19 protein-coding genes are annotated in these 22668 nt (G+C 54.7%); 16 read left to right on the top strand and 3 right to left on the bottom strand.

Annotated features, from left to right (window positions below):
- From livF to ugpQ, 6 genes are all read left to right on the top strand, one after another.
- Positions 1 to 708 carry a high-affinity branched-chain amino acid ABC transporter ATP-binding protein LivF gene (gene livF / locus G5574_RS12165; RefSeq protein ID WP_058701434.1) on the top strand — a complete coding sequence of 236 codons (708 nt, stop codon included), beginning with the start codon at positions 1 to 3 and terminating at the stop codon, positions 706 to 708.
- 284 nt (positions 709 to 992) lie between these two features.
- Positions 993 to 2309 (top strand): sn-glycerol-3-phosphate ABC transporter substrate-binding protein UgpB, encoded by a 1317-nt coding sequence (gene ugpB, locus G5574_RS12160; protein ID WP_058701433.1) that lies wholly within the window; start codon positions 993 to 995, stop codon positions 2307 to 2309.
- Positions 2310 to 2364: 55 nt separating this feature from the next.
- Positions 2365 to 3252 carry a sn-glycerol-3-phosphate ABC transporter permease UgpA gene (gene ugpA, locus G5574_RS12155; protein WP_006121041.1) on the top strand — a complete coding sequence of 296 codons (888 nt, stop codon included), beginning with the start codon at positions 2365 to 2367 and terminating at the stop codon, positions 3250 to 3252.
- Positions 3249 to 4094, top strand: coding sequence for a sn-glycerol-3-phosphate ABC transporter permease UgpE (gene ugpE, locus G5574_RS12150; protein ID WP_006121040.1), 846 nt, complete (start codon positions 3249 to 3251; stop codon positions 4092 to 4094). Before ugpA ends, ugpE begins: the two co-directional genes overlap by 4 nt.
- Positions 4095 to 4096: 2 nt before the next feature.
- A complete protein-coding gene (locus G5574_RS12145; RefSeq protein ID WP_033738186.1) occupies positions 4097 to 5170 on the top strand; it encodes a sn-glycerol-3-phosphate import ATP-binding protein UgpC in 1074 nt (357 codons plus the stop codon).
- Positions 5167 to 5910, top strand: a complete 744-nt coding sequence (gene ugpQ, locus G5574_RS12140; protein ID WP_164482665.1) for a glycerophosphodiester phosphodiesterase — start codon at positions 5167 to 5169, stop codon at positions 5908 to 5910. The genes G5574_RS12145 and ugpQ overlap by 4 nt, the downstream gene beginning before the upstream one ends.
- On the opposite strand, the gene G5574_RS12135 is transcribed toward ugpQ, so the two are convergent.
- Complete coding sequence (locus tag G5574_RS12135; protein ID WP_033738183.1) at positions 5907 to 6194, bottom strand: DUF2756 domain-containing protein; 288 nt, start codon at positions 6192 to 6194, stop codon at positions 5907 to 5909. The genes ugpQ and G5574_RS12135 overlap by 4 nt on opposite strands.
- A 207-nt stretch (positions 6195 to 6401) precedes the next feature.
- Here G5574_RS12135 and ggt point away from each other — a divergent pair, with 207 nt between their 5' ends.
- Positions 6402 to 8147 carry a gamma-glutamyltransferase gene (ggt, locus tag G5574_RS12130; RefSeq protein WP_394815113.1) on the top strand — a complete coding sequence of 582 codons (1746 nt, stop codon included), beginning with the start codon at positions 6402 to 6404 and terminating at the stop codon, positions 8145 to 8147.
- A 33-nt stretch (positions 8148 to 8180) separates the two neighbouring features.
- Here ggt and G5574_RS12125 read toward each other — a convergent pair whose 3' ends face one another.
- Positions 8181 to 8675, bottom strand: coding sequence for a GNAT family N-acetyltransferase (locus G5574_RS12125; RefSeq protein ID WP_054632939.1), 495 nt, complete (start codon positions 8673 to 8675; stop codon positions 8181 to 8183).
- A gap of 359 nt (positions 8676 to 9034) precedes the next feature.
- Here G5574_RS12125 and G5574_RS12120 point away from each other — a divergent pair, with 359 nt between their 5' ends.
- The 4 genes from G5574_RS12120 (at position 9035) to gntU (ending at position 12843) form a co-directional block, all read left to right on the top strand.
- Positions 9035 to 9730: a pirin family protein gene (locus G5574_RS12120; RefSeq protein ID WP_006121035.1), complete on the top strand. Its 696-nt coding sequence runs from the start codon at positions 9035 to 9037 to the stop codon at positions 9728 to 9730.
- Positions 9731 to 9830: 100 nt separating this feature from the next.
- Positions 9831 to 10826 (top strand): gluconate operon transcriptional repressor GntR, encoded by a 996-nt coding sequence (gntR, locus tag G5574_RS12115; RefSeq protein WP_058708185.1) that lies wholly within the window; start codon positions 9831 to 9833, stop codon positions 10824 to 10826.
- Between the two features lie 136 nt (positions 10827 to 10962).
- Complete coding sequence (gene gntK / locus G5574_RS12110) at positions 10963 to 11499, top strand: gluconokinase (protein WP_006121033.1); 537 nt, start codon at positions 10963 to 10965, stop codon at positions 11497 to 11499.
- Positions 11500 to 11502: 3 nt separating this feature from the next.
- A complete protein-coding gene (gene gntU / locus G5574_RS12105) occupies positions 11503 to 12843 on the top strand; it encodes a gluconate transporter (protein ID WP_039342707.1) in 1341 nt (446 codons plus the stop codon).
- A 42-nt stretch (positions 12844 to 12885) separates the two neighbouring features.
- Here the strand turns inward: gntU and G5574_RS12100 are convergent, their stop codons facing one another.
- On the bottom strand, positions 12886 to 13479 hold the full coding sequence (locus tag G5574_RS12100) for a YhgN family NAAT transporter (protein ID WP_006121032.1): 594 nt from the start codon (positions 13477 to 13479) through the stop codon (positions 12886 to 12888).
- A gap of 219 nt (positions 13480 to 13698) precedes the next feature.
- On the opposite strand from G5574_RS12100, the gene asd reads away from it, so the two are divergent.
- The 5 genes from asd to glgA all read left to right on the top strand — a co-directional run bounded on the left by asd (position 13699) and on the right by glgA (position 22668).
- Positions 13699 to 14808 (top strand): aspartate-semialdehyde dehydrogenase, encoded by a 1110-nt coding sequence (gene asd / locus G5574_RS12095; RefSeq protein ID WP_164482663.1) that lies wholly within the window; start codon positions 13699 to 13701, stop codon positions 14806 to 14808.
- 897 nt (positions 14809 to 15705) lie between these two features.
- On the top strand, positions 15706 to 17889 hold the full coding sequence (gene glgB / locus G5574_RS12090) for a 1,4-alpha-glucan branching enzyme (protein WP_033738170.1): 2184 nt from the start codon (positions 15706 to 15708) through the stop codon (positions 17887 to 17889).
- On the top strand, positions 17886 to 19865 hold the full coding sequence (gene glgX, locus G5574_RS12085) for a glycogen debranching protein GlgX (RefSeq protein WP_164482662.1): 1980 nt from the start codon (positions 17886 to 17888) through the stop codon (positions 19863 to 19865). The genes glgB and glgX overlap by 4 nt, the downstream gene beginning before the upstream one ends.
- 13 nt (positions 19866 to 19878) lie before the next feature.
- Entirely contained in the window at positions 19879 to 21171 is a 1293-nt protein-coding gene (glgC, locus tag G5574_RS12080) for a glucose-1-phosphate adenylyltransferase (protein WP_033738167.1), read from the top strand.
- A gap of 63 nt (positions 21172 to 21234) precedes the next feature.
- Complete coding sequence (gene glgA / locus G5574_RS12075; protein WP_033738165.1) at positions 21235 to 22668, top strand: glycogen synthase GlgA; 1434 nt, start codon at positions 21235 to 21237, stop codon at positions 22666 to 22668.

Genomic DNA, 22668 nt, shown 5'->3' with positions numbered 1-22668 from the left:
ATGGCCATGTTAACCATTGATAACGTCAGTGCGCACTATGGCAAAATTCAGGCGCTGCATAATGTCAGTTTGCATATCGATCAGGGCGAAATCGTCACCCTGATCGGCGCAAACGGTGCAGGCAAAACCACTTTGCTGGGCACATTATGCGGCGAGCCGCGCGCCACCAGCGGTACGATCACGTTTGACGGCAAAACCATTACCGACTGGCAAACGGCGCGCATTATGCGTGAGGCGATTGCCATCGTGCCCGAAGGTCGCCGCGTGTTCTCACGCATGACGGTGGAAGAGAACCTGGCCATGGGCGGTTTTTTTGCCAGTCGCCCGGAGTATCTGGCGCGCATCGATCGCGTTTACACTCTGTTCCCACGTCTGGCAGAGCGTAAGGTGCAGCGTGCGGGCACCATGTCGGGCGGTGAACAGCAAATGCTCGCCATCGGCCGCGCGTTAATGAGCCAGCCGCGCCTGTTGTTACTCGATGAGCCTTCTCTGGGTCTGGCGCCGATTATTATCCAGCAGATTTTTGACACGATTGAGCAACTGCGCAGCGAAGGTATGACGATTTTCCTGGTTGAACAGAACGCGAACCAGGCGCTGAAGCTGGCCGATCGGGGCTACGTACTGGAAAATGGTCATGTCGTGCTGGAGGACAGCGGTGCGGCACTGCTGTCGAATGAAGCCGTGCGCAGCGCCTATCTGGGCGCCTAGGTTTCCCCGCCATCATCTATGCCGGGTGACTGCAGGCTCTGTGCCGGGCTGTCACCCGGCGAATTTTCCTTCCCTTACGGCACATACTTATCCCTGCTTCAGCAGCGCGGTTCAGCCCGGTGCTTTCCGGTCCATTAAACGCGCTTATCACTGTCATATCCTGACATTCTGTCGTCATTTTTCCGTCATCTGACTGTTATTTTTCCGTCATTTCCACATGTCATGTTACTTCGCGAGCAAAAAATGCGTGATAGCGCGCGTACCTACCTGAACAGGAAAATCCTATGTCCGTTGTTACTTTTCGTCGTAGCCTGATGAGCGCCCTGCTCGGTCTGGCGATCAGTGGTAATGCACTGGCCGTCACTGAGATCCCTTTCTGGCACTCAATGGAAGGCGAGTTAGGCAAAGAAGTTGACTCACTGGCACAACGTTTTAACCAGGAACACCCTGACTACAAAATCGTCCCTGTGTACAAAGGGAACTACGAACAAAGTCTGGCGGCAGGTATCGCCGCGGTCCGCACCGGAAAAGCGCCCGCGCTGTTGCAGGTTTACGAAGTGGGCACCGCCACCATGATGGCCTCTAAAGCCATTGTGCCTGTTTATCAGGTCTTTAAAGACGCGGGCATTTCAATGGACGAGAAGCAGTTTGTTCCTGCGGTCGCGGCTTACTACAGCAATTCAAAAGGCCAGCTGATCTCGCAACCGTTCAACAGCTCCACGCCTGTGCTGTACTACAACAAAGATGCGTTTAAAAAAGCCGGTTTAAACCCGGATCAGCCACCCAAAACCTGGCAGGAACTGGCAAAAGATGCCGATGCACTGCGTAAATCAGGCATGAGCTGTGGCTATGCCAGCGGCTGGCAGGGCTGGATTCAGATTGAGAACTTCAGCGCCTGGAACGGTCTGCCGGTGGCCACCAAAAATAACGGATTCGACGGCACCGATGCGGTACTGGAATTCAATAAACCGGCGCAGGTTCGCCATATCCAGTTGCTGGAAGACATGAACAAGAAAGGTGATTTCACCTATTTTGGTCGTAAAGATGAATCCACCGCGAAGTTCTATAACGGTGACTGTGGCATGACCACGGCCTCGTCAGGTTCACTGGCCGATATCCGCCATTACGCCAAATTCAATTATGGCGTCGGCATGATGCCTTACGATGCGGATATTCCGAATGCCCCGCAGAACGCGATTATCGGCGGTGCCAGCCTGTGGGTGATGAAAGGCAAAGATGCCAATACCTACAAAGGCGCGGCGGAATTTATGAAGTTCCTTACCGAGCCAAAAATTGCCGCGGAATGGCACCAGAAAACGGGCTACCTGCCTATTACTACCGCCGCGTATGAGCTGACGAAGAAAGAAGGCTTCTACGAGAAAAATCCAGGTGCGGATATTGCGATTCGCCAGATGATGAACAAGCCGCCGTTGCCTTACACCAAAGGCATGCGTCTGGGGAATATGCCGCAGATTCGTACCATCCTGGATGAAGAGTTAGAAAGCGTCTGGACCGGCAAGCAGACACCGCAGGCTGCGTTAGATAACGCCGTGAAGCGGGGTAATGAGCTGCTGCGTCGTTTCGAGCAACAGAATAAATAATCCGTTCTGCAGGCCAGCTCCGGCTGGCCTTTTTTCACCCAAGTCAGAGAACGTTATGTCTCCATCTCGCCCGGTGTTTCGTAATCGCCTGTTACCCTATTTGCTGGTGCTGCCGCAACTCCTGATCACCGCTATTTTCTTTGTCTGGCCAGCGGGTGAAGCGTTGTGGTATTCACTGCAAAACCTGGATCCTTTCGGCATCTCCAGCACCTTTGTGGGTCTGGCGAACTTTGAACGGCTCTTTTCCGACGGGCTTTATCTGGACACCTTCTGGACCACCATCAAGTTCAGCAGCATGGTCGCCTTTTTTGGCATGGTGTCCTCATTGCTCCTGGCGGCGCTGGTGGACTACGTCGTGCGCCTGCGCAAGCTCTATCAGATGTTGCTGCTGTTGCCTTATGCGGTGGCACCGGTGATCGCGGCCGTATTGTGGATGTTTCTGTTCAGTCCCGGCCTGGGGTTGCTGAGCTACCTGCTTAACCACATGGGCTATAACTGGAACTTCGCACAGAACAGCGGCCAGGCTATGTTCCTGGTGGTGCTGGCTTCAGTGTGGCAGCAGATGAGCTACAACTTCCTGTTCTTTTTTGCCGCGTTACAGTCGATACCAAAGTCGCTGGTCGAAGCCGCCGCCATTGATGGGGCAGGGCCGGTGCGTCGGTTCTTCTCTATTTCGCTTCCGTTGATTACCCCGGTGAGTTTTTTCCTGCTGGTGGTCAACCTGATTTATGCCTTCTTCGATACGTTCCCGGTCATTGATGCCGCGACAGGCGGTGGCCCGGTCCAGGCGACGACGACGCTCATCTATAAGATTTATCGTGAAGGCTTTACCGGTCTGGATCTCTCCTCATCTGCTGCACAGTCCGTGGTGTTGATGCTGTTGGTTATCGCGCTGACCGTCATTCAGTTCCGCTTCGTCGAGCGTAAGGTGCAATATCAATGATTGAAAATCGTCGCGGGCTGGACATTTTCAGCCATGTCGTCCTGGTGCTGGGTATCCTGACCATCCTGTTTCCACTCTATGTGGCTTTTGTGGCCGCCACGCTGGATAACGACGCCGTCTATAACGTCCCGATGACGCTGATTCCCGGTACTCACCTGTGGGAAAACATTTCGCATATCTGGACGCAAGGCGTGAACGGCAACGGTCCGGCCTTTAGCCTGATGCTGATGAACAGCGTTATCATGGCGCTGGGTATCACCGTCGGTAAGATTCTGGTGTCGATTCTGTCCGCTTTTGCCCTGGTGTGGTTTCGCTTCCCCCTGCGCTCACTGTTCTTCTGGATGATCTTTATCACCCTGATGCTGCCGGTCGAAGTGCGCATTTTCCCAACGGTGCAGGTGATTGCCGATCTCAACATGCTGGACAGCTACAGCGGCCTGACACTGCCCTTGATGGCCTCCGCGACGGCCACTTTCCTGTTCCGGCAGTTCTTTATGTCGTTGCCGGATGAGCTTATTGAAGCCGCGCGCATTGACGGTGCCAGCGCGATGCGTTTTTTCTGGGACATCGTGCTGCCCTTGTCAAAAACCAACCTAGCGGCGCTGTTCGTTATCACGTTTATCTACGGCTGGAACCAGTACCTCTGGCCATTATTAATCATTGATAACGCCAGCCTGGGCACGGCCGTGGCGGGGATCAAAAGCATGATCTCTACCAGCGGTTCGCCAACGCAGTGGAACGAAGTCATGGCCGCAATGTTATTAACCCTGATTCCACCCGTGGTGGTGGTGTTTGTTATGCAGCGCGCCTTCGTGCGTGGTCTGGTTGAGAGTGAGAAATAGTGATGGCAGGCGTAACCCTTCAGGCGGTGACCAAATCTTACGACGGTAAAAATCAAATCATCCAGCCGCTCAACGTCACGATCAATGACGGCGAGTTTATGGTGATGGTAGGCCCTTCGGGTTGTGGCAAATCCACGCTGTTGCGCATGGTGGCCGGACTGGAGCGCGTCACGTCCGGCGATATTTATATCGCCGATAAACGCGTCACGCATGAGGAGCCCAAGGATCGCGGCATTGCCATGGTGTTCCAGAACTACGCACTTTATCCCCATATGTCCGTCGAAGAAAATATGGCTTACGGCCTCAGAATTCGTGGGATGAGTAAAGAGCATATTCGCCAACGCGTGCTGGATGCGGCACGGAGCCTGGAGCTGGATCATCTGTTAACGCGCCGTCCACGTGAGTTATCCGGTGGACAGCGCCAGCGCGTGGCCATGGGGCGCGCCATCGTGCGTGAACCCGCCGTGTTTTTGTTCGACGAGCCGCTCTCTAACCTGGATGCGCGCCTGCGCGTACAAATGCGCCTTGAGCTTCAGCAACTGCATCGCCGTCTGCAAACGACCAGCTTATATGTGACGCACGATCAGGTTGAAGCGATGACGCTGGCCCAGCGTGTGATGGTGATGAACAAAGGCGTGCTGGAACAGATTGGCACGCCGGTCGACGTTTACGAGCGCCCGGCCAGCCTGTTTGTGGCCTCCTTTATGGGTTCCCCCGCGATGAGTCTGATACAGGGCAATTTCAGCGAAGATGGCGCTCGCTTTGTGGTTGATGCGTCCCACGCTATTCCGGTGGGCGAGGGCAAAGCCAAATGGGCCAATCGCCCCGTGGTGCTCGGTATCCGGCCCGAACATGTTCAACTCAGTAGCCAGCAGCAGGGCGGCATTCCCTTCCGTGTTGAGACGCTTGAGATGCTGGGTGCCGACAATCTGGCACACGGTCGCATCGGTGAGGCACGTTTAGTGGTACGCTTACCCCATAGCGAGCGCCCGGAAGCAGGCAGCACCCTGTGGCTGCATCTGCCTGTTGAGGCGTTACATTTCTTCGATTCAAGTCACGGGAAGCGTCTGGAATGAGTAAAAAGCAATGGCCCTATCCGCGCATTGTCGCCCATCGTGGTGGTGGCAAGCTGGCACCTGAAAATACCCTTGCTGCGATTGACGTTGGCGCAAAATACGGACATCTGATGATTGAGTTTGATGCCAAACTCTCGGCAGATGCGCACATTTTTCTGCTGCATGACGATACGTTAGATCGCACCAGCGACGGCTGGGGCATTGCGGGCGAGCTCCCGTGGGACAAGCTGTCGCAGCTTGATGCGGGCGGTTGGTTCAGCGCGGCCTTTCAGGGCGAAAAGCTGGCCCGACTGGATGAGGTCGCGGCACGCTGCCGTCAGCATGGTTTGATGGCCAATATCGAAATTAAACCGACCACAGGGACCGACGCCGAAACCGGACGCGCCATTGCGCAGGCCGCTGCCACGCTGTGGCAGGGGCAACCTCTTCCTCTTCTATCCTCGTTCTCCTTTGTGGCACTGGAAGCGGCCATGCAGGCCGAACCACAACTGCCGCGCGGCCTGTTATCTCATCACTGGGATAACGCATGGCAGGAGAAGACGCGGGCGCTGGACTGCACTTCAATTCACCTGAATCACAAAGTCCTCACTGAGGCCAGAGTCGCTGAGCTGAAAGAGGCCGATCTGCGTATTTTGGTGTATACCGTGAACAGCCCGGAACGGGCAAGGACATTACTGAAATGGGGCGTCGATGCCATCTGTACCGACAGCATCGACAGCATTGGCCCCGATTTTCACTAGTTCATATTCTGTTGGTTCTGCTGCTGGCCCGGCTGCGATTTGATCACGCGCTGCTGGGCACTATCCCGCTGCTCCTGCAACTTCCGCTGTACGTCCTGATTCTGACGCTGCTGGTCCTGCTGTAACTTCGTCTGCTGTTGCTGCGACTGGTTAAGCATCTGGGTCTGCATGCGTTGCTGGCTGGGATTGTAGCCAGGCTTGTTGGGATCATTCGTGCTGTTCAGCATGTTCGCCATGCCGGTTAACGGCAGCAGGGCGGCGAAAACCATAAGCCACTTTTTCATTTTAATCCTCCAGTAAACGACCGGTGCTGTGTGTGCATGCCTGAAGCAGGTCATGTGGTCGTTAGCGTAAGTTTATGCGCTGGTTCAGATTACTGCTCCAGGAGTGCACTGAATTTGCGTTAATCCTTGATATTCGGCTTTGTTTGTAGTCAGTTACATAAAGGATAAAGAAATGTAAATAACCGTGAAGGTGGGAACGGAATGATGATGCAAGCCAGGTTACGCCAGCTGAGCTGGTCATTACTAATGAGTTTTACTGTTGTTACGGGGGCAAATGCCGCCCCGGTTCAGGCGCCGCCCGTCTCCTATGGCGTAGACAGCGATACGTTTCATCCGGTCAAAGCCCATAACGGCATGGTGGCGTCAGTCGATGCGCTGGCCACCAATGTGGGCGTGGATATCCTGCGTCAGGGCGGTAACGCGGTCGATGCCGCTGTGGCGGTTGGCTTCGCGCTGGCAGTGACGCATCCGCAGGCGGGCAACCTGGGCGGCGGTGGATTTATGCTGTTGCGAACGGCATCAGGACAGACCGCGGCGATCGATTTTCGTGAAATGGCACCGGCGGCGGCCACGCGCGATATGTTCCTGGACAAGCAAGGCAACGCCGACAGTAAGCTTTCTCTAACGTCACCGCTGGCTTCAGGCACGCCTGGCACCGTGGCTGGCTTTGCGCTGGCGGTGAACAAATACGGTACGCTGCCGCTGAATAAACTGCTGGCTCCTGCCATCAAACTGGCGCGCGACGGGTTTATCGTGAACGATGCGCTGGCGGACGATCTTAACACCTATGGCAAGGAAGTCCTGCTCGCCCATCCCAACAGTAAAGCTATTTTCTTCAAACCGGATGGCACGCCCTGGCTGAAAGGCGAACGTCTGGTACAAAAGAATCTGGCTCACAGCCTGCAGTTGATCGCACAACAAGGCCCGGATGCGTTTTATAAAGGCAAGATTGCCGATCAGATTGCGGCCGAGATGGCGCAGCATGGCGGTCTGATAACGAAAGCCGATCTCGCGGCCTATCATGCGGTGGAGCGTAAGCCGATCAGCGGCACTTACCGGGGCTATGAGGTCTTCTCGATGCCACCACCCTCATCGGGCGGTATTCATATCGTGCAGATCCTGAATATCCTGGAAAATTTCGATCTGGGAAAAATGGGTTTTGGCAGCGCCGACGCCATGCAGGTCATGGCTGAAGCAGAGAAGTATGCCTATGCCGATCGTTCCGAGTATCTGGGCGATCCAGACTTCGTCAAAGTCCCGTGGCAGGCGCTGACCAGCAAAGCCTATGCCAAATCGCTGGCACAGCAAATCGATCTGGCGAAGGCACGGCCATCCAGTGATATTAAGCCCGGTAAACTGGCCCCTTACGAAAGTAATCAAACCACTCACTTCTCTGTGGTGGACAAAAGCGGCAATGCGGTTGCGGTCACCTACACCTTAAACACTAACTTCGGCAGTGGCATCGTAGCGGGTAACAGCGGCATTCTGATGAACAACCAGATGGATGATTTCTCGGCCAAACCGGGCACGCCGAATGTATATGGGCTGGTGGGCGGGGAAGCCAACGCGGTGCAGGCTGGAAAACGTCCGTTATCCTCAATGTCACCGACTATCGTTGCGAAGGACGGAAAAACCTGGCTGGTTACCGGTAGCCCGGGCGGCAGTCGCATTATCACCACGGTATTACAAATGGTCGTGAACAGCATTGATTACGGCATGAACGTGGCAGAGGCGACCAATGCGCCGCGTTTCCATCACCAGTGGCTGCCCGATCAGTTACGGGTTGAGAAGGGCTTCAGCCCGGATACGTTGCGCTTGCTCGAAGCGAAAGGACAACACGTTAAAGTGCAACCGGCCATGGGCAGTACACAAAGTATTATGATTGGTCCTGACGGTACGCTGTACGGTGCGTCTGATCCCCGCACGGTGGGCGATCTGAGTGCCGGTTATTGATATCGGTGGGCAGCCTTCTGGCTGCCCGTTTCGTTATGCTCTGATACGCGCCATAAAATGCGCATCTGTCATGTTCCCCTCGCGTATCGCATAGCCCTGCGCGGTGCCTTCAATTCGGAAACCGAACTGCTGGTACAGCGCGATTGCTTTGTGATTATCAGCAAAGACCGTCAGTTCAATGCGCGTCACCTGAAGCCAGTTGTCGCAAAGATCGACCATTGCCGCCATCAAAGCTTTGCCCACCCCGCGTCGATGAAACGCCGGATCAACGCCCATCCCTATGCTGGCGCAGTGTCGCCGCCGTGCTGTCGTAACGCCTTCAAGCGTGAGTTGCCCGACCACCTGCTCATCAATACAGGCTACCAACATATGCACACCGGCGCGTGGACTGGCCAGTTTTTGCTCCCATAGTGAGGGCGAGGGATAGGGCAGGTGCAGGGTTGCGGCCTGGGTTTCAGGCTGGCTGTAAAGACGAGTTAACGCGGGGGCATCAGCCGGGACAGCATGGCGAATCATCACTGAAGGCATGGCGGTTATCCTTATGAGCACGTGGTAAACCCTTTAAACATCAGGGGATTTACGTCAGGCGTCAACAGAAATAATACACAAAATCGCTTTACAGACGAGAATGATAATGATTATTATTGTCATGCTTTCTGGATGTTGTCGAGACGTCAGAAAGCACGACATTGCTCACATTGCTTCCAGTATTATTTAGCCAGCCGGGTGCTGGCTTTTTTTTTGCGCGCCCGTCCTGCTTTCCTTCAGTTCCGTTCAACAACCCCTTGCCAGAGGTTCATAATTTTTGAACAGAGAGGTGAAGTTTTTCAGCTATCAATCTTTCTCACCTGATACCAAACTATAAAAAACAGTGAGGAGATTTGAACATGATCTATTTACGTAAAGCTGAAGAACGTGGCCACGCTAATCATGGCTGGCTGGACAGCTGGCACACCTTCTCGTTTGCCAACTATTACGATGCAAATTTTATGGGCTTCTCAGCCCTGCGGGTGATTAATGAAGATGTGATCGATCCCGGCCAGGGATTTGGTACGCATCCGCATAAAGACATGGAAATTTTGACCTATGTCCTGTCGGGTACCGTGGAACACCAGGACAGCATGGGCAACAAGGAACAGATTCCCGCGGGTGAGTTCCAGATCATGAGTGCAGGTACCGGCGTACGTCATTCAGAATACAACGCCAGCAAAACAGAACCGCTGCATCTTTACCAAATCTGGATCATTCCAGAGCGCACGGGGATTGAGCCGCGTTACGATCAGCGTCGCTTTCCGGATGTGCAGGGTCGCCAGTTTATCCTCACCCCGGATGCCCGTGACGGTTCGCTCAAAGTCTGGCAGGACATGACGCTATCGCGCTGGGTATTTGCGGCAGGCGAAAGCGACAGCGTGACCATTGAGGCGGGACGCCGTATCTGGATTCAGGTTGTCAAAGGCGACGTGAAGGTGAACGGGCAATCCGCGTCAAACAGTGATGCCTTTGCCGTTTGGGACGAAACTGGCCTGACGCTTGAAGCCGACAGCGCGGCCGAAGTGTTGTTGTTCGACCTGCCGCCGGTCTGAGCCTGAAGGGGGCGAGCCTGTCTCGCCCCATTAGCAATCTGCCTGTAAAAAAGTGGTAGACTCGTCGTCATGTGCTTTCAGCGAGATCCAGGCGCTTACGATGAAGAAGAAAAGACCGGTTTTACAGGACGTTGCCGATCGTATCGGTATCACCAAAATGACTGTCAGTCGTTATCTGCGCAATCCTGAGCAGGTGTCGGCTGCGCTGGGGGAGAAGATCGCCGTTGCGCTGGATGAGTTGGGTTACATCCCCAATCGCGCCCCCGATATGCTGTCCAACGCGACCAGCCGCGCCATCGGCGTGTTGCTGCCCTCGCTGACCAATCAGGTGTTCGCCGATGTTCTGCGGGGAATCGAAGCGGTGACGGATGAAGCCGGTTACCAGACGCTGGTGGCACACTTTGGTTATAACCCGGAAAAAGAGGAGCGCCAGCTGCGGTCGCTGCTTGGCTGGAACATCGATGGCGTGATTCTGACCGAACGCACACATACAGCAGGGACGTTACGCATGCTGGAGGTGGCCGGTATTCCGGTGATTGAAATGATGGACAGCGTTACGCCCTGTCTGGATATGGCGGTAGGCTTTGACAACGTCGAAGCCGCCCGGCAAATGACGCTGGCGATTCTGAAAAAAGGACACCGTCATACCGTTTATCTGGGAGCGCGCCTGGATGAACGCACGCTGCAAAAGCAGCGGGGTTATGAAAGTGCCATGCGCGAAGCCGGATTAACGCCACGCAGTGTCATGATGGAAGAAGCCTCCTCTTTCAGTGCCGGTGGCGAATTGCTCCGCGAAGCGCAGCGACGCTATCCTCAGACGGACAGCCTGTTCTGTACCAACGACGATTTGGCGGTGGGCGCGATGTTTGAGTGCCAGCGTCAGGGACTTCAGGTGCCTTCCCAAATGGCTATTGCCGGTTTTCACGGTCATGATATCAGTCAGGTGGTGACGCCTGCGCTGGCGACGGTTCTGACGCCGCGTGACCAAATAGGTCGTGAATCGGCCGCGTTGTTGCTGGCGCGCATTGCCGGCGAAAACCGGGTCAGCCAGCCGCTGGATATGGGATTTGCTATTGTGGAAGGCGGCAGTATCTGATTCGCGCAAATTTATGAGTCAGCTCACACTTTAAGGCTTCAGTCAGTAAAAAGGTTGCCAGAGTGTAATGTCACCAGGAGAATGATAAGCATCATTGTTATCGGTAACATGGCACATTGACTTGCCGGAGTAGAAAATGACGACGCAATCCACGCCACATCACGTTTTTATTTTGATGGGTGTTTCAGGCAGCGGCAAATCCGTTGTGGCAAACCGGGTCTCCCACCAGTTGAACACCGCTTTTCTCGATGGCGATTTTCTTCATCCCCGCGCCAATATCTTAAAGATGGCAGAAGGCCATCCGCTGGACGATAACGACCGTTTGCCATGGTTACAGGCATTGAACGACGCGGCGTTCGCCATGCAACGTACGCAGGCGATCTCGATCATCGTCTGCTCAGCGTTGAAAAAGCATTACCGCGATATGCTTCGACAGGGCAACGACAACCTGCGTTTTGTCTACCTGAAAGGGGATTTCGACACCATCGAATCGCGTCTGAAAGCGCGCAAAGGGCACTTCTTTAAGCCGCAAATGCTGGTAACACAATTTGCGACGCTGGAAGAGCCGGGTGCGGATGAAACGGATGTGCTGGCTGTCGATATCACGCACTCCCTGGACGAGGTTGTAGCGGCAACGGTTGCAACCATTAAGGATGCAATCAATCAAGGCTAGACCATGAATACCGCAACACTTATTTTGACTGCAGCAGGCTCTGTCCTGCTGCTGCTTTTTCTGGTGATGAAAGCCCGGATGCATGCTTTTCTTGCCCTGATGTTGGTTTCTGTGGGCGCGGGTCTGTTGTCGGGCATGCCGCTGGATAAAATCGCGGAAACGATGCAGAAAGGCATGGGCGGCACGCTCGGTTTCTTAGCCATCGTCGTGGCGCTGGGTGCCATGTTTGGCAAGATCCTGCACGAAACCGGGGCGGTGGATCAGATTGCGATTCGCATGCTGAAAACCTTTGGCGAGAGCCGGGCGCATTTTGCCATGGGCATTGCCGGCTTAATCTGCGCGTTGCCGCTGTTCTTTGAGGTGGCCGTAGTGCTGCTGATTAGCATCGCATTCGCTGTCGCCAGGCGGACAGGGGATAACCTGGTCAGGCTGGTTATTCCCTTGTTTGCCGGTGTGGCGGCGGCGGCGGCCTTTTTGCTGCCGGGCCCTGCGCCCATGCTGTTAGCTTCGCAAATGCATGCGGATTTCGGCTGGATGATTTTGCTTGGGCTGTGTGCCGCTCTGCCGGGCATGCTGATTGCCGGGCCGTTGTTTGGCAATTTTATCGCGAAGCGCGTAACGTTCAGCGCACCACCGGAAGATCATCAGCCCGACGTTGATGCCGGCAAGTTGCCCTCTTTTGGCTTTAGCCTGGCGCTTATCCTGTTTCCACTTGTGCTGGTCGGGCTGAAAACCATTGGTGCACGCTTCACCGCTGAGGGCTCTACACTTTACGAGTGGCTGGAATTCATCGGGCATCCCTTCATCGCGATTCTGCTGGCCTGCCTGGTCGCTATCTATGGCCTGGCGTACCGTCAGGGCATGGATAAAGAAAAAGTGATGCAGATTTGTGGCAGTGCGCTGCAGCCTGCGGGGATTATTTTGCTGGTAATAGGAGCGGGCGGCGTCTTTAAACAGGTGCTGGTCGATTCTGGCGTAGGGCCGGTACTGGGCAATGCCTTGACCGGTGCCGGGCTGCCGGTTGCCCTGGCCTGTTTTATTCTGTCCGGTGCGGTCCGGGTGATTCAGGGGTCGGCGACGGTGGCCTGCCTGACGACGGTGGGCTTGATCATGCCGGTGATAGAACCGTTGCATTACTCCGGCGCACAGCTGGCAGCCTTGTCCATCTGTATCGGCGGCGGTTCCATTATTATCAGCCATGTTAATGATGCGGGCTTCTGGTTGTTTGGCCGCTTCACCGGCGCGACCGAAGGTGAAACGCTCAAGACATGGACGCTGATGGAAACCATTTTAGGTACCGTGGGCGCGGTGGTCGGGATGATCGCTTTTACCCTGCTCACCTGAGCGATTTAACCCGGGCAACGCTGCCCGGGTTAACGCCGACAGCTATAGCTTCAGATACACACGAATCCCGTCTAAAAACATCTGCGTCGCCAGCATAATCAGGATCAATCCCATCAGGCGCTCCAGTGCGTTAACGCCTTTGTCCCCCAGCAGACGCAGAAACAGGCCCGATAACAGCAGGATCATCACCGTTACGCCCCAGGCGATGAGTAAGGCTCCAACCAGATGCGACATCTGGTTCGGATACTGGTGGGATAACAGCATCAGTGTCGCCAGCAGTGAAGGCCCCGCCACCAGGGGGATGGCCAGCGGCACCAGAAAGGGTTCTTCGCCCGCCGGTAACCCGGTACTGCTGCTTTCCGGCGAGGGGAAAATCATCTTAATAGCGATTAAAAACAGGATAACGCCACCGGAAATGGAGACGGTTTCGGTTCGCAGATTAAGGAAGGCCAGAATGCGTTCGCCCGTGAATAAAAACAACAACATGATGATAAGGGCAATCAGCATTTCGCGAATAAGCACGACGCGCCGACGTTTGGGTTCCAGATGCTTTAAAACCGACATAAAAATCGGCAAATTGCCCAACGGATCCATTATTAACAACAATAATATTGTTGCTGAGATCATTTCAGTCATTCGTTTAACATCTTCTCGTTATAGATAAAGCCGGGTTATTAGCAGGGCTGCTGAAAAAGTTGGCCCGATTACATTAATTCACTTGCCAGAAAATCTGCATTTTGTAGAGTTAATCATCACAGGCAACGTTGATTATTACGCAGAGTGGCGTGAAAGTACCACGACACTTTTCCCTTCGATGAGAAAGTCAGGTGTTTATCACCCTGAAACGGATATGACATGAAGAATGTAGGTTTAGTGGGTTGGCGCGGTATGGTGGGTTCAGTGCTGATGTCCCGCATGAGTGAAGAACGTGATTTTGATGTAATCAATCCGGTCTTTTTCTCCACTTCACAACATGGTGAAGCGGCCCCGACGTTTGCGGGCAAACAGCAGGGAACATTGCAGGACGCCTTTGATATTGACGCGTTGAAGGCGCTGGATATCATCATTACTTGCCAGGGCGGCGACTATACCTCTGAGGTGTATCCGAAATTGCGTGCCAGTGGCTGGAATGGCTACTGGATTGATGCGGCGTCCACGCTGCGCATGAAAGACGATGCCATTATTATCCTGGATCCGGTTAACCATCAGGTTATTCGTCAGGGCATCGACAGCGGCATCAAAACTTTTGTTGGCGGCAACTGTACGGTGAGTCTGATGTTGATGTCACTGGGCGGCCTGTTCGCACATGATTTGGTTGAATGGGTCTCCGTGGCTACGTATCAGGCTGCGTCCGGGGGCGGTGCCCGTCACATGCGCGAGCTGCTCACACAGATGGGCATGCTGCACGATCACGTGGCGACCTCGTTGCAAAATCCTGCCTCTGCCATTCTGGATATCGAACGTAGCGTGACGGATTTCACGCGCTCTGGCACGTTGCCGACGGATAATTTCGGCGTGCCGTTAGCGGGCAGCCTGATTCCGTGGATCGACAAGCAGCTTGATAATGGCCAAAGCCGCGAAGAGTGGAAAGGACAGGCTGAGACTAACAAGATTCTGGCGACCCCGCGCGTCATTCCTGTCGATGGACTTTGCGTCCGTGTCGGTGCGCTGCGCTGTCACAGTCAGGCCTTCACGCTGAAACTTAAAAAGGATCTGCCGCTGTCCGAGATTGAGCAACTGCTGGCGTCCCATAATGAATGGGTAAAAGTCGTGCCTAACGATCGGGAAATCACTATGCGTGAACTGACGCCTGCGGCGGTAACGGGGACGCTGAACACGCCGGTCGGCCGTCTGCGCAAACTGAATATGGGGCCAGAATACCTCTCGGCCTTTACCGTGGGCGATCAGCTACTGTGGGGTGCGGCTGAGCCGTTGCGCCGCATGTTACGTCTGTTGATCGACTAAATCTGAAAGACGAAAAAGACCGGGTTTTTCCGGTCTTTTTTCTACAAATCCCTGCAAACTGTTCTACCGTTACGATCACTAAGTGATCCGCTTCCCCTTTTTGCCTGTCCAGAAATAAATTTTTGCTGATCTGCTCTGTCAACGCTCGCCGCCAAGCTATGATTTAACAAGGGCGTGTAACAGACGGGCTGTTTTAATGTATTCACTAACTGGTTGTTGTGGCTGGTAAAGACAGACTTTTTTCGGTGCAAGCTGGCCGCGTTTTTTTTCAAAAGGCGCGTGGTTCCGGCGTGTGAGCAGCATCCTGTCACACTGTTAACGCACACTCGGCAGTTGTCCGTTTTATGTCATGTTAAAGCGGCCAGGGAAATGTCGCCGTGGCTCACGGCTCACGGCGCGTAAGACAGGTGGCGAGTCCGGCAGGCCGTTGACCGCCTTTCGTCCATACGGCACGCAGGCATGATGATCGCGCCAAAAAAAGATACTGCATTTGAGTGAAGATTATGAGACATAAATCCGTTATGTATTAATATATTTTACTGTTTTTCATCATTGTGCAAGGGCGCTCACATACCGGCTCCGCGGTTTAAGTCGACGGTATACAGGAAAATCGTCCGAATTACGCAGGATTGCATCAGGAAACGGACGGTAGGGAAAAGTCAAAATTATCTAATGTCTCGGAGTGCCGGATAGTCGTCTGGTGATACTGCGGGATTGGCATCAAGCAGACAGGCTTAATGCTTACTGGTTGTGATTTAAGGAGGCGCGTGGTGACAAGCGTTTTTTGCTGGCGCCCACGCCGCTGTACTCATGGCTCAATGAAGAGCAGCGCAAGAGATATGCGATAGCGCGTGCATCGTGGTCTTTTAGCCTGCCAACTATCACAGGAAGAAAGTCATGTCAGAGCTACCCGATCGCCAGGCGATCAATGCCCTTTTTGCGGGTAACTATTCCGACCCCTTTTCGCTGCTGGGGATGCATAAAACGGAAAACGGTCTTGAAGTGCGGGCGTTGCTCCCCGAGGCCCTTGAAGTCTGGGTTATCGAAACCTCCACAGGACGTAAGCTTGCTCAACTGAAATGCGATGACGCGCGCGGGTTTTTCAGCGGCGTTATTCCTCGTCGTAAGAATCCCTTTCGCTATCAACTGGCTGTGAACTGGCATGGTCAGCAAAACCTCATCGATGATGCTTACCGCTTTGGTCCTCTGTTGCAGGAGATGGATTTGTGGCTGCTGGCGGAAGGAACACACCTTCGGCCTTATGAAACCCTGGGCGCGCATGGTGATGTGATTGATGGCGTCATCGGCACGCGTTTCTGCGTCTGGGCTCCTAATGCGCGTCGTGTCTCCGTTGTCGGTGATTTCAACTTTTGGGATGGCCGTCGCCATCCGATGCGTTTGCGCCAGGAAATGGGGGTCTGGGAGCTGTTTGTTCCCGGGGCCATTAACGGGCAGCTCTATAAATTTGAAATCATCGATGCGCAGGGTCAGTTGCGAATCAAAGCCGATCCCTATGCCTTTGAGGCGCAAATGCGGCCACAAACGGCCTCGATGATTTGTGGCCTGCCAGAAAAAGTCGAGATGTCAGAGGCCCGTAAAGCGGCCAATGGCTTCGACAAGCCTGTTTCTATTTACGAAGTTCACCTGGGATCGTGGCGCCGCCATACCGACAACAACTTCTGGCTCAGCTACAAAGAGCTGGCTGAGCAGCTGGTGCCTTACGTGAAAGAGATGGGGTTTACCCATATCGAATTGCTGCCCATCAATGAGCATCCTTTTGACGGCAGTTGGGGCTATCAGCCGCTGGGCATGTATGCGCCCACGCGCCGTTTTGGCACCCGGGATGATTTCCGTCACTTTATCGAGACGGCCCATGCAGCGGGACTCAACGTTCTGCTGGACTGGGTGCCAGGCCATTTCCCCAGCGATGACTTTGGCCTGGCGAAATACGATGGCACAGAACTGTACGAACACAGCGATCCGCGTGAAGGCTACCATCAGGACTGGAACACACTGATTTACAACTTTGGTCGCCGCGAAGTCAGTAACTATCTGTCAGGCAACGCGCTTTACTGGCTGGAACGTTTTGGTATTGATGGTCTGCGCGTGGATGCCGTTGCTTCAATGATCTATCGCGATTACAGCCGCGCCGAGGGCGAATGGATCCCCAATCAATATGGCGGTCGGGAAAATCTCGAAGCGATTAACTTCCTGCGCTACACCAACCGCACGCTGGGGCATGTCGCGCCCGGTACGGTGACGATGGCCGAAGAGTCTACGGATTATCCCGGCGTTTCACGTCCTCCTGAAAGCGGCGGCCTGGGATTCTGGTACAAATGGAATCTGGGCTGGATGCATGACACGCTCGACTACATGAAGCTCGATCCCGTTCATCGCCGTTACCATCACAACCTGATGAGCTTCGGCATCATGTACAACTACAGCGAAAACTTTGTCCTGCCGTTGTCCCATGACGAGGTGGTGCACGGTAAACGCTCTATCCTGGATCGCATGCCCGGCGACGCCTGGCAAAAATTTGCTAACCTCCGCGCCTACTACGGCTGGATGTGGGCGTTCCCGGGTAAAAAACTGCTGTTTATGGGCAACGAATTCGCACAGGGCAAAGAGTGGAACCATGATGTCAGCCTTGACTGGCATTTGCTGGAAGGGGAAGACAACTGGCACCACGGTGTGCAGCGTCTGGTGCGCGATTTGAACCATACCTACCAATATTACACCCCGCTTCATCAGCTTGATTTCGATCCGGCCGGATTCGAGTGGCTGGTGGTGGATGACGCCGAACATTCAGTTTTTGCCTTTGTGCGTCGCGATCGTGAAGGCAATGAAATCATTGTCGTCAGCAACTTTACGCCTGTACCGCGGCCGGGCTATCGCTTTGGCGTCAATCAGGCGGGCAGCTGGCGCGAAGTCATCAATACCGATCAGCATGACTATCACGGCAGCGACGTACGTAATCATCGTGTCCATACCGATCAGCAGGAAAGCCACGGTCGTCCCCAGTCACTGAGCCTGAACTTACCGCCGCTGGCGACGGTATGGTTGGTGCGGGAGGGAGAATGATCGTGCGTGCCGGACATCCCCACCCGCTGGGTGCCAGCTATGACGGGAAGGGCGTAAACTTTACGCTGTTTTCCCATCATGCTGAGCGCGTTGAACTCTGCCTGTTCGACGAGAACGGGCTTGAGCAGCGCGTTGAACTCCCTGCGCGTAGCGGCGATATCTGGCACGGTTATCTCCCGGGCGTCCAGCCCGGACAGCGCTATGGTTACCGGGTTTATGGCCCCTGGGCACCGGAGGCGGGGCATGTTTTCAATCCCGCCAGGCTGCTGGTCGATCCCTGTGCCAAAGCGGTGCTGGGCGACATCCCCGACGATCCGCGTTTCCACTGTGGCTACACGGAACCCGACACACGCGATAACGCGGCGCTGGCACCCAAATCTGTCGTGGTGATGGAGGATTTCGACTGGCAGGGAGATCAGGCTCCGCGCACGCCATGGGGCAGCAGCGTGATTTATGAAGCCCATGTTCGCGGTTTGACCCAGCTGCATCCCGGTATTCCTGAGGCACTGCGTGGCACTTATGCCGCACTGGCGCATCCTGTGATGATCGATTACCTGCTCCAACTGGGCATTACGGCTATCGAGTTACTGCCTGTGGCCCACTTTGCCAGCGAGCCGCGCCTGTTGCGTCTGGGCTTAACCAACTACTGGGGCTATAACCCTTTTGCCCTCTGGGCGGTCGATCCTCGTTATGCTTCCGGCCAGGATGGGCTGTCTCCGCTGCAGGAGTTTCAGCAGACGGTGAAGCGCCTGCATGCTGCGGGCATTGAAGTGCTCCTGGACGTGGTGTTTAACCATACGGCAGAACTGGATGAGACCGGGCCGACAATATCCTTTCGCGGCATCGACAATGCCAGCTATTACTGGCTCGACGACCAGGGCGGTTATCACAACTGGACTGGCTGCGGTAACACACTCAATCTGAGCCATCCTCAGGTCATGAACTGGATACTGGAGGCGTTGCGCTACTGGGTGCGCGTCTGCCACGTGGATGGCTTTCGCTTTGATCTGGCACCGGTTCTGGGGCGTGAGCCTGATTACCATCGCGACGCCGCGCTGTTCGAGGCCATGCGCGCCTGCCCGATCCTGTCAACGGTCAAACTGATTGCCGAGCCCTGGGATATTGGCCCCAATGGTTATCAGGTAGGGAATTTCCCCGCACAGTTTGCTGAGTGGAACGATCAGTTTCGTGACACGGCCCGCCGGACGTGGCTGCATGAGGATGTGACGATGGGGGATTTTGTCCGCCGGTTTGCCGCCTCAAGCGACCTTTTTCAGCACAATGGCCGCAAGCCCCATGCCAGCCTGAATATGATCACCGCGCATGATGGTTTCACGCTGCGCGACCTGGTGAGCTTCAGTCAAAAACATAATGAAGCCAACGGCGAACAAAACCGTGACGGACACGGTAACAATTACAGCCATAACCATGGTACAGAAGGATTGGTGGTCAGTGCGGATGTGGCCCAGCGCCGCAGGCGCAGCACGGAAGCGCTGCTGACGACGTTGTTGCTTGCTCAGGGCACACCGATGCTGCTGGCCGGGGACGAGCGTGGTCAAACCCAGCACGGCAACAATAATGCTTACTGCCAGGATAACCCACTGACCTGGCTCAAGTGGGACGATGAAGAAAAAGGCCTTGTCGACTTTACCGCATCGCTGATTCACCTGCGTAAGCGCATTCCGGCACTCACTGCGGATAGCTGGTGGCAGAACGAGGACGGCAATGTCGAGTGGCTGGATGACCAGGGTAAACCTGTGGATGAAGGCGGCTGGAAGCAGGGCATGCGCAGGTTGCAAATTCTGCTCTCTGGTTGCTGGTTAATAACAATAAATGCGACAGATACGCAATGTGATATCGCCTTACCAGACGGAGAATGGCACGTCCTTCCTCCTTTTACCGGGGAATGTAACCCCATCCGATTAACTGTCTGGCATGGTCCCGCACACGCTGTGTGTGTGTTCCAAAAGCAATGATAAGGAGTCAGACATGGTTAAATTAGAAAGAGCAGAACATCTTATGCTGGCGCGCCAGCTCCCTACACAAACCATCGCCCTTGTACTCGCTGGAGGACGCGGGACGCGCCTGGTGGATCTGACCGCCAAACGCGCCAAGCCCGCCGTTCATTTTGGCGGCAAATTCCGCATTATTGATTTTGCGCTCTCCAACTGTGTTAACTCCGGCATTCGTCGTATCGGCGTCATTACGCAGTATCAATCTCATACGTTAACCCAACATATTCAGCGTGGTTGGTCTATCTTCAACGAAGAGATGAATGAATTTGTTGATCTGCTTCCGGCTCAGCAGCGGTTTTCCACTGAGCACTGGTATCGCGGCACAGCGGATGCGGTGACCCAGAACCTCGACGTTATCCGGCGTTACAACGCGCAGTATGTGGTTATCCTGGCAGGCGATCACATCTACAAAATGGATTACTCCAGAATGCTGCTGGATCACGTGCTGAATGATGCCCGCTGCACGATCGCGTGTCTGCCGGTGCCCGTCGCAGAGGCGACCGCGTTTGGTGTGATGGCAGTTGACGAAAACAATAAAGTAATCGATTTCGTGGAGAAGCCGCCGAAGCCGCCAACCATGCCGGGCGATGACACAAAATCGCTCGCCAGCATGGGGATTTACGTTTTCGACGCCGAGTATCTCTATGGTTTGCTGGAGGACGATCTGCATCAGGCCGGTTCAAGCCACGATTTCGGCAAAGATATTTTGCCGAAGGTCGTAGAAAGTGGCGAGGGCTACGCCCATTCATTTGCGATCTCTTGTGTGCAAAACGATCACGAGGCTCCGCCTTACTGGCGGGATGTCGGTACGCTGGAGGCTTACTGGCGTGCGAACCTCGATTTGGCCTCGGTCACACCGGAACTGGATATGTACGACAGCAGCTGGCCGATTCGTACCCATATGGAACCCTTACCCCCGGCGAAGTTTGTCCAGGACCGTTCCGGTAGCCATGGTATGACAATGAATTCCCTGGTCTCTGGCGGCTGCATTATTTCGGGCTCGGTGGTCGTGAATTCGGTTATGTTTTCCCGCGTGCGGGTGAACTCATTTTGCAACATTGATTCAACGGTACTGCTGCCTGATGTGGTGGTTGGCCGATCCTGTCGTCTGCGCCGCTGCGTCATTGACCGCGCCTGTGTGTTGCCAGAAGGGATGGTGATTGGTGAAAACCCTGATGAAGACAGCCGCCGCTTTTTCCGTTCAGAAGAAGGCATTGTACTGGTGACCCGCGCCATGCTGGCCAAACTCAGTAGTGCGGGACAATAAACGACAAGCGGCACACAACCCATCGGCACGAGGATCGTGCCTGGTAACTTAATGAGGTCGAGGATGCAGGTTTTACATGTCTGTTCAGAACTTTTCCCGCTGTTGAAAACGGGCGGGCTGGCTGATGTAGTCGGGGCATTACCTCAGGCACAAATTGCGGGTGGAACAGATACGCGAGTGTTACTTCCCGCGTTTCCTGCATTACGTAAAGGAATACCGGATACGCAGTTGGTGGCGGAGTTGCAGACGTTTGCCGGGCCCGTTCGCTTACTGTTTGGGCAGTTTGATGGGGTAGGCATTTACCTTATTGATGCCCCTGATCTCTATGATCGTCCGGGTAGTCCTTATCATGATGAATCGCAGTTTGCCTACGTCGACAACTATTTACGCTTTGCTTTACTGGGGTGGATGGGCTGTGAGTTAGGCTGCGGACTGGACAGCTACTGGCGGCCCGATATCGTCCACGCACACGACTGGCATGCAGGGCTGACCTGTGCCTATCTTGAAGCGCGTGGACGGCCTGCAAAATCCGTTTTCACCGTGCATAACCTGGCCTATCAGGGACTGTTTTCCGCGCATCATCTGGATCAGATTCAGCTGCCACAATCCTTTTTTAATATGTACGGCCTGGAGTTTTTTGGACAGATCTCGTATCTGAAAGCGGGCCTGTTTTACGCAGATCATGTGACGGCCGTAAGCCCAACCTATGCGCATGAAATCACCACGCCCGAATACGGTTACGGCATGGAAACCCTGCTGGCCCAACGGATGCGTGAAGGGCGTTTAAGCGGTGTGTTAAATGGTGTCGATCCGGCAATCTGGGATCCCTCCCATGATCTGCTGCTGAGCTCACGCTATAACCGCGATACGCTGGAAGCCAAAGCGGAAAACAAGCGTCAGCTGCAGGTGGCAATGGGACTGAAGGTGGACGACAAAGCCCCCGTCTTTGCCGTGATCAGCCGCCTGACCCGACAGAAAGGGCTGGATCTGGTACTGGAAGCGCTGCCCGGTTTGCTGGCTCAGGGCGGACAACTGGTGCTGTTAGGGCAAGGTGATGCCGAACTGCAACAGGGTTTTCTGGCCGCTGCGGCGGAACATCCTGGCAGTGTTGGCGTACAGATTGGCTACCACGAAGCGTTTTCGCATCGCATTGTTGGCGGCGCGGATGTCATCATGGTGCCAAGCCGCTTCGAGCCTTGTGGTCTGACACAGCTCTACGGACTGAAATATGGCACCCTGCCATTAGTGCGTCGCACGGGCGGCCTGGCCGATACGGTAAACGACAGTTCGCTGGAAAACCTTGCGGATGGTATTGCCAGTGGATTCAGTTTTGAAGACAGTAATGCCTGGTCTTTATTAAGGGCCATTCGTCGCGCGTTTGTGTTGTGGTCTCGCCCTTCACTGTGGCGTTATGTGCAGCGTCAGGCGATGGGGATGGATTTTAGCTGGCAGGTCGCCGCTCAAGCCTACCGCGATCTTTATCAACGTTTGTTGTAA

Source organism: Pantoea stewartii (genome assembly GCF_011044475.1).
Lineage (GTDB): Bacteria > Pseudomonadota > Gammaproteobacteria > Enterobacterales > Enterobacteriaceae > Pantoea > Pantoea stewartii.
The sequence above is the reverse complement of the archived record's forward strand: the minus strand, read 5'-3'. Positions and strand labels throughout refer to the sequence as shown.

Excerpts from the sequence above, each read along its gene's own strand:
- livF (WP_058701434.1), top strand. The coding sequence starts at position 1 with ATGGCCATGTTAACCATTGATAACGTCAGTGCGCACTATGGCAAAATT.
- ugpB (WP_058701433.1), top strand. The coding sequence starts at position 993 with ATGTCCGTTGTTACTTTTCGTCGTAGCCTGATGAGCGCCCTGCTCGGT.
- ugpA (WP_006121041.1), top strand. The coding sequence starts at position 2,365 with ATGTCTCCATCTCGCCCGGTGTTTCGTAATCGCCTGTTACCCTATTTG.
- ugpE (WP_006121040.1), top strand. The coding sequence starts at position 3,249 with ATGATTGAAAATCGTCGCGGGCTGGACATTTTCAGCCATGTCGTCCTG.
- G5574_RS12145 (WP_033738186.1), top strand. The coding sequence starts at position 4,097 with ATGGCAGGCGTAACCCTTCAGGCGGTGACCAAATCTTACGACGGTAAA.
- ugpQ (WP_164482665.1), top strand. The coding sequence starts at position 5,167 with ATGAGTAAAAAGCAATGGCCCTATCCGCGCATTGTCGCCCATCGTGGT.
- G5574_RS12135 (WP_033738183.1), bottom strand. The coding sequence starts at position 6,194 with ATGAAAAAGTGGCTTATGGTTTTCGCCGCCCTGCTGCCGTTAACCGGC.
- ggt (WP_394815113.1), top strand. The coding sequence starts at position 6,402 with ATGCAAGCCAGGTTACGCCAGCTGAGCTGGTCATTACTAATGAGTTTT.
- G5574_RS12125 (WP_054632939.1), bottom strand. The coding sequence starts at position 8,675 with ATGCCTTCAGTGATGATTCGCCATGCTGTCCCGGCTGATGCCCCCGCG.
- G5574_RS12120 (WP_006121035.1), top strand. The coding sequence starts at position 9,035 with ATGATCTATTTACGTAAAGCTGAAGAACGTGGCCACGCTAATCATGGC.
- gntR (WP_058708185.1), top strand. The coding sequence starts at position 9,831 with ATGAAGAAGAAAAGACCGGTTTTACAGGACGTTGCCGATCGTATCGGT.
- gntK (WP_006121033.1), top strand. The coding sequence starts at position 10,963 with ATGACGACGCAATCCACGCCACATCACGTTTTTATTTTGATGGGTGTT.
- gntU (WP_039342707.1), top strand. The coding sequence starts at position 11,503 with ATGAATACCGCAACACTTATTTTGACTGCAGCAGGCTCTGTCCTGCTG.
- G5574_RS12100 (WP_006121032.1), bottom strand. The coding sequence starts at position 13,479 with ATGACTGAAATGATCTCAGCAACAATATTATTGTTGTTAATAATGGAT.
- asd (WP_164482663.1), top strand. The coding sequence starts at position 13,699 with ATGAAGAATGTAGGTTTAGTGGGTTGGCGCGGTATGGTGGGTTCAGTG.
- glgB (WP_033738170.1), top strand. The coding sequence starts at position 15,706 with ATGTCAGAGCTACCCGATCGCCAGGCGATCAATGCCCTTTTTGCGGGT.
- glgX (WP_164482662.1), top strand. The coding sequence starts at position 17,886 with ATGATCGTGCGTGCCGGACATCCCCACCCGCTGGGTGCCAGCTATGAC.
- glgC (WP_033738167.1), top strand. The coding sequence starts at position 19,879 with ATGGTTAAATTAGAAAGAGCAGAACATCTTATGCTGGCGCGCCAGCTC.
- glgA (WP_033738165.1), top strand. The coding sequence starts at position 21,235 with ATGCAGGTTTTACATGTCTGTTCAGAACTTTTCCCGCTGTTGAAAACG.